General features: G+C 70.8%; 9 protein-coding genes. 8 read left to right on the top strand and 1 reads right to left on the bottom strand.

The window, feature by feature from the left end; genetic code table 11:
* Nucleotides 1-107: 107 nt before the first annotated feature.
* From AB0I68_RS10635 to AB0I68_RS10610, 6 genes are all read left to right on the top strand, one after another.
* Entirely contained in the window at nt 108-1721 is a 1614-nt protein-coding gene (locus AB0I68_RS10635; protein ID WP_363176956.1) for an IucA/IucC family protein, read from the top strand.
* A gap of 41 nt (nt 1722-1762) precedes the next feature.
* Nucleotides 1763-2281 (top strand): hypothetical protein, encoded by a 519-nt coding sequence (locus AB0I68_RS10630; protein ID WP_363176856.1) that lies wholly within the window; start codon nt 1763-1765, stop codon nt 2279-2281.
* Nucleotides 2282-2819: 538 nt separating this feature from the next.
* Nucleotides 2820-3758 (top strand): SigB/SigF/SigG family RNA polymerase sigma factor, encoded by a 939-nt coding sequence (locus AB0I68_RS10625; RefSeq protein ID WP_363176855.1) that lies wholly within the window; start codon nt 2820-2822, stop codon nt 3756-3758.
* A 179-nt stretch (nt 3759-3937) separates the two neighbouring features.
* Nucleotides 3938-4999, top strand: a complete 1062-nt coding sequence (locus tag AB0I68_RS10620) for a betaine/proline/choline family ABC transporter ATP-binding protein (protein WP_363176955.1) — start codon at nt 3938-3940, stop codon at nt 4997-4999.
* On the top strand, nt 4999-6789 hold the full coding sequence (locus AB0I68_RS10615) for an ABC transporter permease/substrate binding protein (RefSeq protein ID WP_363176854.1): 1791 nt from the start codon (nt 4999-5001) through the stop codon (nt 6787-6789). Before AB0I68_RS10620 ends, AB0I68_RS10615 begins: the two co-directional genes overlap by 1 nt.
* Before the next feature lie 276 nt (nt 6790-7065).
* Nucleotides 7066-7299, top strand: coding sequence for a hypothetical protein (locus AB0I68_RS10610; protein WP_363176853.1), 234 nt, complete (start codon nt 7066-7068; stop codon nt 7297-7299).
* Here the strand turns inward: AB0I68_RS10610 and AB0I68_RS10605 are convergent.
* Nucleotides 7289-8320: a helix-hairpin-helix domain-containing protein gene (locus AB0I68_RS10605; protein WP_363176852.1), complete on the bottom strand. Its 1032-nt coding sequence runs from the start codon at nt 8318-8320 to the stop codon at nt 7289-7291. The genes AB0I68_RS10610 and AB0I68_RS10605 overlap by 11 nt on opposite strands.
* Before the next feature lie 102 nt (nt 8321-8422).
* On the opposite strand from AB0I68_RS10605, the gene AB0I68_RS10600 reads away from it, so the two are divergent.
* On the top strand, nt 8423-9559 hold the full coding sequence (locus AB0I68_RS10600; RefSeq protein ID WP_363176851.1) for a tyrosine-type recombinase/integrase: 1137 nt from the start codon (nt 8423-8425) through the stop codon (nt 9557-9559).
* Nucleotides 9559-12030, top strand: coding sequence for a tyrosine-type recombinase/integrase (locus tag AB0I68_RS10595; RefSeq protein ID WP_363176850.1), 2472 nt, complete (start codon nt 9559-9561; stop codon nt 12028-12030). The genes AB0I68_RS10600 and AB0I68_RS10595 overlap by 1 nt, the downstream gene beginning before the upstream one ends.
* Nucleotides 12031-12033 lie beyond the last annotated feature (3 nt).

The following is a 12033-nucleotide window of genomic DNA, read 5'->3' as shown; positions in this document are numbered from 1 at the left end:
GGATCCAGGGCCCTGTTCCTCTCACGGGTGACGCGATGATCACTTCATCATCGCGGATACTGAAGATCACGGCCGGGGGTACGCCCCGCGAACCCCCGGCGCACTGGATGGACCGAATGGAATCCGTGGACCTCAACACCGCAGCCGACGCGTACGCCGCCAGCCCGCTGCTGAACTGCCTGCTGCGGGAAGCGGCCGATCCCGCCGACGAGTTCGCCGCCGCGGGGGACGACGCCCCCGCGGCGCGAGTCCACCGACTGCGCGGCAGCGGGCGGCTGTTGCGGGTGCGGGGCGGGCGCAGGCCGGTACGCCCCGAACTGCGCACGGCGGACGGCTGGCGTCCGCTCGGTCACGCCGAGCTGGTCAAACTGACCGCCGACGAGCTGCACCGGTACACGGGCGCGGTGAACGACGAGCTCCCGGTCGAGATCTCCGACAGCCGCGAGGCCGTCGCCGCGCTGCTGGCCGCCCGCGCCTCGGCCGCGACCCCGCAGGACCCGTACGTCCTCTCCGAGCAGTCCCTGGTCATGGGACACCCGTACCACCCCGCTCCCAAGGCCCGGGGCGGCGCGCCCGCCGCGAGCTGGCTGCCGTACGCGCCGGAGGCGTACGCCCGGTTCCCGCTGGTCTTCCTGGGGCTGCGCGAGGACCAGGTGGCCGAGGAGGGCGGGCCGGCCGCGGCCGATGCGATCGACTCGCTGGCCGGGCTGCTCGACGGCCCGCGCCCGCCTGCCGGATACCGGCTGCTGCCCGCGCATCCGTGGCAGCTGGACCTGGTGGGCGGCTCAGAGGCCGTACGCGAGGCCTTCGCCGACGGGCGGCTGCTGCGGCTCGGCCCGGGGCGGGTCCCGGCCTGGCCGACCGCCTCGATCCGGACCCTGTACGTGCCCGGCGAGGGCGAGGGCGAGGGTGAGGGCGAGGGTGAAGGCGAGGACGACGGTGATCTCTTCGTGAAGTTCAGCCTCGACGTCCGGATCACCAACGACGTGCGCCGGCTGTGGCGGCACGACCTGCTGAAACTGCGCCGCGCGGACGCCGCGGTCGAGGCCGGATTCGCCGATCTGCGCAGCTCCGGCTCGAATGCGGTCTGGCTCTCCGACCGCGGCTACCGGACCGCGTCCTTCGCCTTCGAGGAACTCGCCGTCCTGGTCCGCGACGGCCTGCGTGCACAGGTGGAGCCCGGGGCCACGCCGCTGGCGGCCGCGGCGCTCGCCGAGGGCTTCGCGGGCAGCCCGCTGGCCGCGACGGCCGATCCGGCCGGCTGGTGGCGGGCGTATCTGCGCCATGTCGTGCCGCCCGTACTGGACTTGTTCGCCCGGCACGGCGTCGTCCTGGAGGCGCACCTGCAGAACACCCTCGTCGCGGTCGATGCCCACGGCATGCCGGTACAGGCCCTGTTCCGGGATGCGGAGGGGGTGAAGCTCCTGCCGGACGTGGAGCGTGCGGACGCCTGGCAGCGGCTGGTCTACTGCCTGGTGGTCAATCACCTGACCGAGGTCGCGGGGGCGCTTGCCGAGGAGCACCCGGACGCCGCCGCCACGGTGTGGCCGGCGGTACGCGAGGAGTTCCTGCGCTACGACGCCGAACGCGGCCTTCCCGAGATCGCGGAGCTGCTCTCGGCCCCGGCCCTCCCGGCCAAGACGAACCTGCTGCTGCGCTGGACGCGTGCGGACGGCGCGGACGCGCGCTACATTCCGCTCCCGAACCCGCTGCTGGGGTAGCTTCGCCGGGCCCGGTGCCGGGCCGTCAGGATCCGGCCAAGGTGGGCCCGGCTGCTCCGCGCGGAGCGGCCGCACCGGCCGCCGTACCCGCCGCCGCGCCGCCCGCCCGGAGCTGGCTGACCCCGGTCACCGTGCCGCCCTCGCTCGCCGCGCTGCTCGGGATGCGCGGCGGGGACCGCACCCTGGTCCACCACCGCCGCGAGCGCGACCCGTCGGGGCAGACCCTCCGGCACGCCGTCACGTACCTCTGCCCGCGCGTGATCGCAGAGAGCCCCGGACTCGCCGGCTACCGCGACCGCTCGGCCGTCCGCGACGAGGACCTCGGGCCGCTGCACCGGTGGCTCGACCGGGCCGCCGAGCAGGGCCGGGTCGCCGAGACCCTCACCATGACCCGCAGCAGCCACCCGCCGGCCGCCGTCCCGGTCTGCGGCCTGACCGTGCGCCGCACCCTGCACGACGACACCGGCCGGCTGCTCGCCGTCACCGACCTCGCCTTCCCCATCTGGGACCGGCTGACCTTCCACCGGGACCGCGCGGTGACCGGATTCCGCATCACCTGAGACGGGCCGACCGGGGCCGACCGGCGGGCCGGCGGCGCGATTCCGGCGACCACCTGCTCCGTGGTGCCCTCGCCCGACCGGTCGAGCGCGCGGACGGACACGACGTGCAGCTCCCGTCGAGCGGGAGCCTGCGCCGGTCGGTCCGGTCGATGCCCCAGGACGGCGGGTCCGGCCGGGTGGCGTCGGGCCGCACCTTCCGGTTCTGCGCGACCTCGGCGACGGACGGGTCCGCGGCGAGCCGCCGGGCCTGCCGCGGGCCCGCGGCCGAGGCCCCGGTGTCCGCCCCGAGTGCGAGCGCCGGGGCGAGGGCGAGGACGGCTCCGCACCGCCGTAGCCCGAACGGCCGTCTGGCGAACGGCCGTATGCACGAGGAATCCGACCCGCCGGTCGTGTGTGCGGCTGTGTGCCCTCGCGTGCGCGCGCGAGTAAGTGGACGGCCGCATTTCCGGCAATTCTTGACGTATAAGCTGAAAGAGACCACCATCTACGGCAGTCAAGGTCCCGCGCCGCAAGCCGACAAGCCCAAGGAGCGAACCCCATGCCCGCCCCTGCCCCGTCCTCCACTTCCGAAACCGCCGCTGTCGTCCCCGGTCCGCGCCGCGGCATCCAGGCCGCCCGGATCGCGGACCTGCCGCGGATCGAGGAGCCAAGGGAGGTGGCCCCCGCGGACGCGAGGGAGCTCTCACGGGTGTTCTTCCGGCGGCTACGAGAACTGCCCGAAGGCACGCCGGAGCACCAGTACGTCCGCAACGCACTCATAGAGATGAACGCCTCACTCGTCCAGTACGCCGTCCGCCGCTTCCGCGGCCGGGGTGACGGAGGCGACATCGAGGACATCGTCCAGGTCGGCACCATCGGCCTGATCAAGGCGATCGACCGGTTCGACCCGGCCCGCGAGAACGAGTTCGCCACCCTCGCCATGCCGTACATCACAGGCGAGATCAAACGGCACTTCCGGGACACGTCCTGGGCCGTCCGCGTCCCGCGCCGGCTCCAGGAGCTGCGCATCGACATCGCCAAGGCGAAGGAGGAGCTGACCACCACGCTCGACCGCTCGCCCACGGTCGCGGATCTCGCCGGCCACCTCTGCCTGGCGGAGGAGGAGGTCATAGAGGGTCTCGTCGCCGCCAACGGACACACCAGCGGCTCCCTGGACGCCCCGCACACCGCGCACGCGGAGGGCGGCGACGGCTCGGCCGACGGCCACACCCTCGCGGACGTCATGGGCGAGGAGGAGCCGGCCCTGGAGCTCGTCGAGGACATCCAGACCCTCGCGCCGCTGCTCGAACAGCTCAGCGACCGCGAGCGCCGCATGCTGCAGATGCGCTTCGGCGAGGAGCTGACCCAGGCCCAGATCGGCGCCGCGCTCGGCATTTCGCAGATGCAGGTCTCGCGCCTGCTGACCCGCCTCCTCGCCCACCTGCGCGCCTCCATGCTGGAGGACCCGGATCCCGAGCCGCAGGCCGCACACGCGTGAGGTGGATCACCTCGGCGTTTACCCCGGAGCGACGTGGGCACCCGCGGATCCGGAGCGGACCCCTCCGCCGGCCGTGACACGGCCGGCGCGGGGGCGGGCGGATCCCGCACCGCTCCACGGCCCCGCCCGGCCCCACCGGCCGGGCGCAGGCCGTCTCCGGTACGACCCGCGAGGTGTATGTGTCCACGCTCCAGGCCGAGCACGTCTACAAGGTGTTCGGAAGGCGACCCGGCGACGCCGCTGCCGCGGTCCGCGCGCTCCGGGGCGGCGCCGGCCGCGACGAGCTGCGCGCCGACGGCACGACGGCCGCTGTGATCGACGCCTCGTTCCGCGTCGAGCCCGGCGAGATATTCGTCGTCATGGGTCTGTCGGGATCCGGCAAGTCCACGCTGCTGCGCATGCTGAACGGACTGCTCGAACCCACCGAGGGGCGCATTCTCTTCGACGGCCAGGACCTCACCTCGCTCTCCCGGCGTGAGCTGCGCCACGTACGCTCCACCAAGATCAGCATGGTCTTCCAGCACTTCGCGCTGTTCCCGCACCGCAGCGTGCTCGAGAACGCCGCCTACGGGCTGGAGGTGCAGGGCGTCGCCCGCGACGAGCGCGAGCGCCGCGCCGCCGAGGCGTTGGAGCTGTGCGGGCTCGCCGGCTGGGAGGCGTCCTGGCCCGACGAGCTGTCCGGCGGCATGCAGCAGCGCGTCGGCCTCGCCCGCGCCCTGGCCACGGACGCCGACCTGCTGCTGATGGACGAGTCCTTCAGCGCGCTGGACCCGCTGATCCGCCGCGACATGCAGGACCAGCTGCTGGAGCTCCAGCAGCGGCTCAAGAAGACCATCGTGTTCATCACACACGACCTGGGCGAGGCCATGCGCCTCGGTGACGGCATCGCCGTCATGCGCGACGGCCGCATCGTCCAGCAGGGCACCGCCGAGGACATCCTGACCCGCCCCGCCGACGACTACGTCGCCTCCTTCATCCAGGACGTCGACCGCTCCCGGGTGCTCACCGCCGACGCCGTGATGACCGCTCCCGCCGCCGGGAGCTGCGCCTGCGGCTGCCCCAGCGTCACCGCCGACACCCCGCTCGCCGACCTGTGCGCGGTCAGCGCCCGGGTCCCGCACCCCGTCGCCGTCACCGACGACGCCGGGGTCGTCGTGGGCTCCGTAACGCAGGACCGCCTCGTCGCCGTCATCGGCGACGAACAGCGCGCACCGGTGCGCTGCACGGAGGTGGCCGCCTGATGCCCCGCCTGCACCTCGGCGCCTGGGTCGACAGCGGAGTCGACTTCCTCCAGCGCCACCTGTCCTGGTTGTTCGACGCCGTCAGCGCGCTCGTCACCGGCCTGTACGACGGCATCCACGCCGTGCTGGACGCGCCCGCCCCGCTGCTGTTCGCCGGCATCCTCGCCATCGCCGCGTGGTGGCTGCGCGGGCTGCTCGCCGCGCTCCTCGCCTTCGCAGGCTTCGCACTCGTCGACTCCGTCGGCCTGTGGGCCGACGCGATGTCCACGCTCTCCCTGGTCCTGGTCGCGACCCTCGTCACGCTGGTGTTCGCGGTCCCGCTCGGCATCTGGGCCTCCCGGTCCGACCGGGTCAGCGCCGTCCTGCGGCCCGTCCTCGACTTCATGCAGACCATGCCGGCCATGGTCTACCTGATCCCCGGCATCATCTTCTTCGGGGTGGGCGTGGTGCCCGGCATCATCGCGACCATCATCTTCTCGCTGCCGCCCGGCGTACGGATGACCGAGCTCGGCATCCGCCAGGTCGACGCGGAACTGGTCGAGGCGGCCGACGCCTTCGGGACGACCCCGCGCGACACCCTCGTGCGCGTCCAGCTGCCTCTGGCCCTGCCCACCATCATGGCGGGCATCAACCAGGTCATCATGCTCGGCCTGTCCATGGTCGTCATCGCCGGCATGGTCGGCGGAGGCGGGCTCGGCGGAGCCGTCTACCGGGCCATCGGCAACGTCGACATCGGCCTCGGCTTCGAGGCGGGCATCTCCATCGTCATCCTCGCCATGTACCTGGACCGGATGACCGGGGCGCTGGGCCGCCAGGTCTCCCCGCTCGGCCGGCGCGCGCTGGCCAAGGCGCAGGCCGCCGCGAGCGGCGCCGCCAAGATGTGGAACCACCGCCCCCAGCCGGCCTTCGCCGTCACCGGCGCCGTGCTCCTCGCCCTCGTCGCGGGCGGCCTGAACACCTTCGGCGGCTCGGGGCAGCCGGCCGCCGCCGGGGCCGACGGCATCGGCAAGGGCCGCAAGATCAGCATCGGCTACATCCCGTGGGACGAGGGCATCGCCTCGACCTACCTGTGGAAGGAGCTCCTGGAGCGCCGCGGCTTCCGGGTGGAGGCACGGCAGTTGGAGCTCGGCGCCCTGTTCACCGGGCTGGCGGGTGGCCAGGTCGACTTCCAGACCGACGCCTGGCTGCCGGTCACGCAGGCCCAGTACTGGGAGAAGTACGGGAACAAGCTGGACGACCTCGGCTCCTGGTACGGCCCGACCTCCATCGAACTGTCCGTCCCCTCCTATGTGAAGGACGTCACCTCCCTCGCCGACCTCAAGGGCAAGGGCAGCGAGTTCAAGGGCCGGATCATCGGCATCGAGCCCAGCGCCGGCGCGATGGGGATCCTGAAGGGCAAACTGCTCAAGGAGTACGGCCTCGACGGCGAGTACCAGGTCGTCGACGGATCGACCCCCGGCATGCTCGCCGAGCTCAAGCGGTCCTACGAGAAGCAGGAGCCGGTGGCGGTCGTCCTCTGGTCGCCGCACTGGGCGTACGCCTCGTACGACCTGAAGAAGCTCGAGGACCCCAAGGGGGCCTGGGGCCAGGGCGACGGCATCCACACCCTGGCCCGCAAGGGCTTCGCCGCCGATGAGCCGGAAGTGGCCTCCTGGCTGCGCTCGTTCAAGCTGTCCGAAACCCAGCTGACCGGCCTGGAGGCGAAGATCCAGGAGGCGGGCAAGGGCAAGGAGCAGCAGGCGGTCCGCGCCTGGCTGAAGGAGCACCCGGAGATCGCGAAGGCCGCGTGATCGCCGGAAGGACGTGAAGGCGCCGGGGTGCGCAGGAGTACGTCCTGCGCACCCCGGCGCCTTCGTCCGCCGGTCGGCGGCCCAGCCGACGGGACACGATCCGGTGTCCCGCTCTCGGCCGCCCCGGGACGCGGCGCGGCCCCAGCGGCCACCCCGGGGGCGGGCCCGCGGGAGCGCACCTCTGACCTGCCGGAACCTTGGACGATCGGCCCGTGCGTCCAGGGGCCGGTCCATGGCACAGTGCCAGGAGCACAACCGCCGGTCCAGGGAGCCCCCATGCGCGCACCGCACCCCATGCCCCGGCTCGAGGCCGCCCCCGAGGGTCCGGCGGAGCCGAGCCCGCTGCCGTACTGCCCCGTGTGCGCGAGCGCACCGGAACGCATCTCCTGGCGCCAGCGTCCGGGCCGGCCGGTGATGCTGGTCTTCGACCCCTGCGGCCACCGGTACACCTCGCCGGCCCCGCCGGTCCTGGCCGTCACCCCGCCGCCGCCCGAACCGCTCAGCAGGTGAGGAACGCGGCGATCCGCTCGGCGAACGCCTCCTCACCGACGATCTCGATGCCGGCCTCCTCGGCCTTGGCCACCTTGCTGCCGGCCTTGGCTCCCGCCACGAGCAGCGTCGTGCGCCCCGATATGCCGCTCGCGGACTTCCCGCCCGCCCGCTCGATCAGCTCGCGCACCTTGTCGCGCGTGTCGTACGCCGCCAGCGCACCCGTCATCTTCCCCGTGACCACCACGCTCTGACCGGCGAGCGGACCGTCCGCGCCCGCTCCGCCGGCGGGGCGCTCCACCTGCGGCTCGGTGAGGTTGACCCCGGCCGCGGCCAGCTTGTCGATGACCGGTCCAAGCGATGCGACCTGGGCGACGATCCCGGCCGCCTTGGTGTCCCCGACCAGTTCGACCTCCGTCATCGCGGCGGCATCGGCGGCCCGGATCGCCTCCATCGTCCCGAAGTGGCGGGCGATGCGCCGGGACATGCCCCGCCCGGTGCCGACGACCCCGAGCGCGCAGAACACCCGGGCCAGCGGCCTGCCCTTCGCGGCCTCGAGCTGCTCCAGCAGCTTCACGGCCCGCTTCTCGCTCCCCGCTGCCTCCGCGAGCGCCACGTGGTCCAGCCCGAACAGGTCGGCCACGTCCCTGACCCGGCCGGCCTCGACCAGCGCCCGTACGTACGTCTCGCCCAGGCCGTCGATGTCCAGCTGGTCGCGCCCGGCGGCGTACAGGATCGCGGCGATCCGCCCGCAGTCGGCCGGCTGCGCGCACCGCCACCGCTCCTGGCTCCGGTCGATCTCCCCCTGGCAGCCGGGGCAGACGGCCGGCAGCTCGACGGCCCGTTCCTCGCCGGTGCGCAGCTCCACCACCGGAGCCTCGATCCGCGGGATGATGTCGCCCGCCTTGTACACGGTCACGGTGTCGCCGAGCCGCAGGCCGCGGCGCTCGATGTCCGCGGGATTGTGCAGCGTTTTGTAGGGGGCGATATTCTGTGGTGTGACGTGGCATGACAGTCTCTCGAAACTCGGTGTGCAACACACCTGTTGGGGTGTAGCTCACGTTGCATGGCGTACATCAGTTGAGAGAGCACCAGGTTGAGAGCGTTTCCTGTGACCTTGCCTTCAGGGCAGAGGTACTGGACGGTGTTGGACCACTTGTTCGTTCCAGTGGCGGCTGCGGATCGGTTCCTGCAACACGTCCGGTTCGGCAAGGGCAAGGCCGAGTCGACTACGGAGACTTACGCGTACGCGCTCGCGTTGTTCCTGCGCTGGTGTTTGCGCACGGACCGGGACTGGCGCACTGCGGCACCGGACTTGGGCCTGTTCATGACGTGGCTGCGGCACGCGCCGAAAGGCATGTCGGGCATCGATCCGTCGCCGGGGGCGGCGCTGATGGTCGGTCCGGGGCGCAAGCCAGCGCGCGGTGAGAAACGGGTCAACGGGGTACTGACAGCGGTGCGTGGGATGGTCGCGCATGCGGTGACACATGGTGACGCGCCGCAGTGGGTGCTGCCAGTCCTGTTCGACTTGGCTTCAACGGCGGATCTGCCAGCCGCAGCAAGGGGCGAGGGCTCGACGGCGGGGGTGCGTCTGGGAGTACGGCACCGGATGAAGGAGCCGAAGCGACCGGTGGACCGGGCCAGCGATGAGGAGATCCTCGCGCTGCTGCGGGCCTGCCGGACGGCGCGGGACCGGATGATGCTCCTCTTTATGGGCAGGGGCGGTCTGCGCCGGGGGGAACTGGTCGGGCTGCGGCGGGAGGACATCCATTTCCTGCTCAGTTCCGTGTCTCTGGGTTGCGCGGTGGCCGGACCGCACTTGCACGTGGTGCGGCGCGAGCTGAACCCGAACGGAGCGTGGGCCAAGTCCCGCCGCGAGCGGGTGGTCCCTGTCGATCGGCTGCTGGTGCAAGCGCACGACCGGTATGTGATGGAGCGGATCGCCTGCCGCGCGGCGGATGCGTGCGACTTCGTGTTGGTGAACCTGCAGCGGGAGCCACTGGGTACGCCGATGCCGCCGCGAGCAGTGAACGAGTTGATGACCGCGCTCAGCGAGCGGGCCAGCTTGGCACGCAGGGTCCGACCACATCAGCTCCGTCACGCTTTTGCCAGTAACGCGCGAGCGGCAGGGGCGGACTGGGATGAGTTGTCGGAGCTGATGGGCCACGAATCCCCTGAGTCGTTGCTCCCCTATTTGCATCCCGACTCACAAGCCCTGCGGAACGTCGTCGAGCGGGTCCCCTCACCGAGGGTGCTGACCACGGACGGAGCGGGCCAGTGATGACAACGCTCGCAGAAGTACGTGAGAGTGAGCGGTCCATCGGTGCTGATCCGAAGGTGGAGCGGTTCAAAGCTCGCCTGGATCCGCAGTTTTTGGTGGAGGCTGCGGGCTGGGATGAGGACAGCCGAACGCTGACGATTCAGCCGGGGCACCCGCTGCTGGCGTGGACACCTTGTATCAATGCCATCTGCTCTGCCGAGGCAATCTTGACGTCAGGGTTGTGCAGTCTCTGCCAGAGCAAGTGGAACCGCTCCAAGCTCCCGCTGGAGGAGTTCGTGGGCAGCGCGGAGGCAGAGAAGAAGAAGCCGCGGGAGCGCTGTTCGGTTCTGAACTGCGCGCGGATGTGGAGCAGTTCGGTGTCCAAGCTGTGCGGGCCACACCGATCGCGGTTTCGCAAGCTGGGTCTGCCGATGGAGGAGTTCTTCGCGCACCCGCAGGTCAAACCGATGCCCCCGTTGGGGATCTGCGGCGTGCTGGCGTGCTCGCGCGAGCGGGAACTGACCACGAGCCCGTACTGCCAGGCGCACAAAACGAAGTGGAAGCGCCTGGTGCGGGACGGTGAGCCGGAGGCCTCGGATGAGGCGCGCTGGGCCCGGACGGAGGCGCCGACGCTGACGAGTCCGGGGGTGGTGCCGCTGCTGGGGCTGTCTCCGCTGCTGGTCGTCGAGGTGCTGTTCGCGTTGCAGGAGCGGATCGGGCAGGAGGTGAAGGTGTCACCGCAGAAGCTGCGATCGACGGTCAACTGGCTTCGTCGGCACGAGTTTTTGTCCTTGATGGACGTGCCCGATGGCGAGCGGACGGGCAAGAAGAACACGGCGGCTATTAATGCCCGGCTGCTGCGGGATCACGTGGTCCAGGCGCTCTTGGACCCGGAGGTGGAGCGGCGCAAGCCGGACCGCTGGGACGCTCGGGCGTGGGGTCACCGTGGAGTGCTGGACTTCACGGGTATCACCCAGAAGTGGCTGCGTGAGGCGGTGATGATGTGGATTGTCGAGGAGTTGCCGCGTCACTATGGCAAGAGCGCGACCCGGTTCCTGCAGGCCCATATCGGCGCGGTCGGTCGGCTGTCGAAGAGTTTGCGGGCCTTCCGCGAGGACCGTGGTGAAATCCCGACCTCCGTTGACCGGGCAGACATCGAGAACTTCCTCGGCCGGTTGACCTTCCAAGTCAGCCAGCACGATTCCGACATGACCGACAACCTTCGGTGGAACACCCTTCGGATGCTGCGGAAACTCCTCAACCGCACCCGCGCGCTCGGCGCGTCACGTCCGGGCGGCCCGATGGCGGGCGTCTCGGAGGACTTCGCGCTGCGGGAGTCGGACATCCCGAAGGAAGACAAGCGCAAGAAGCCCCGAGACCTGCCGACGGTGGTGATGCGGCAGGTCTGCGGGCAGCTGGACAGACTGGAGGAGATGGCCTCGCGTGAGGTCCGGGTGGCCATCGACCTGATGATCGACACCGGACGCCGGCCCGATGAGATCTGCACGCTGGAGTGGGACTGTCTGGCCACTGACTCCAAGGGCAAGCACGAGCTGATCTGGACAAACATCAAGTGCAACCGGCTGGGCATCCGTCTGCCGATTGCCCAGGCCACCGTCGATGTGATCCGGGATCAGCAACATCGAGTTCGTACGTGGTTCCCGGACACGCCGCTGTCGGAGCTGGTGCTGTTGCCGGCCCCGATTCGCAACCCGCGTGGCACCCGGTCGGTCGCGATGGGCACGGTGGGGGAACGGCACTCGGACTGGGTTGCGGAGATGTCCCCGCTGCTGATGGAGGACGGCAAGACGGAGTTCGACCGGTCCAAGGTTGTGATGTATGCCTACCGGCACAGTTATGCCCAGCGACACGCTGACGCGGGCGTGCCGATCGACCAGCTCCGCAAGCTGATGGATCATGATCTTCTGGAGTCGACCCGCCGGTATTACAGGGTGACGGAGGAGCGAACTCGCAGGGCGGTTGACACCGTCGCGCGGTTCCACTTCGACCGGCACGGGAACCGGATCTGGCGCGAGGCCAGGCAGTTGATGGAATCCGAGCATGTGCGACGGGGCCTGGAGTCGGTCCCGGTGGCGTTCGGTGGGTGTGGGGAGCCGTCCAACGTCCAGGCTGGTGGGGGCGAGTGTCCGATCCGGTTCCGGTGCGTGGGCTGCGACCACTTCAACACCGACGTGTCCTACCTTCCGGATCTGGAGCGATACCTGTCCGATCTGCTTCAGACGCGCGAGCGGATCGCGGCTCTTACTACCGCTGACGAGTGGGCCAAGGCCGAGGCGACGCCGTCGGAGCACGAGATCCAAAGAGTGCGCCGGCTGATCGCCAACGTGAAGGAGTCACTCGCTGAGCTCGAGATGGACGAGCAGGACCAAGTGCAGGAGGCGATGGTGACCATCCGCAAGAGCCGGGCTGTCATGCTCGGCATGCCTCGCGTCGGCCAGCCGGTGCCAGACGTTCGACCAGAGAGGCCCTGATCG

Source organism: Streptomyces sp. NPDC050448 (assembly GCF_040655295.1).
Taxonomy (GTDB): domain Bacteria; phylum Actinomycetota; class Actinomycetes; order Streptomycetales; family Streptomycetaceae; genus Streptomyces.
Note: the sequence above shows the minus strand (reverse complement) of the source record. Positions and strands in the feature narration are given on the sequence as shown.

What these genes read in the sequence shown, in the direction of transcription:
- AB0I68_RS10615 (WP_363176854.1), top strand. Translation starts at nt 4,999, where the DNA reads ATGCCCCGCCTGCACCTCGGCGCCTGGGTCGACAGCGGAGTCGACTTC.
- AB0I68_RS10635 (WP_363176956.1), top strand. Translation starts at nt 108, where the DNA reads ATGGACCGAATGGAATCCGTGGACCTCAACACCGCAGCCGACGCGTAC.
- AB0I68_RS10610 (WP_363176853.1), top strand. Translation starts at nt 7,066, where the DNA reads ATGCGCGCACCGCACCCCATGCCCCGGCTCGAGGCCGCCCCCGAGGGT.
- AB0I68_RS10595 (WP_363176850.1), top strand. Translation starts at nt 9,559, where the DNA reads ATGACAACGCTCGCAGAAGTACGTGAGAGTGAGCGGTCCATCGGTGCT.
- AB0I68_RS10625 (WP_363176855.1), top strand. Translation starts at nt 2,820, where the DNA reads ATGCCCGCCCCTGCCCCGTCCTCCACTTCCGAAACCGCCGCTGTCGTC.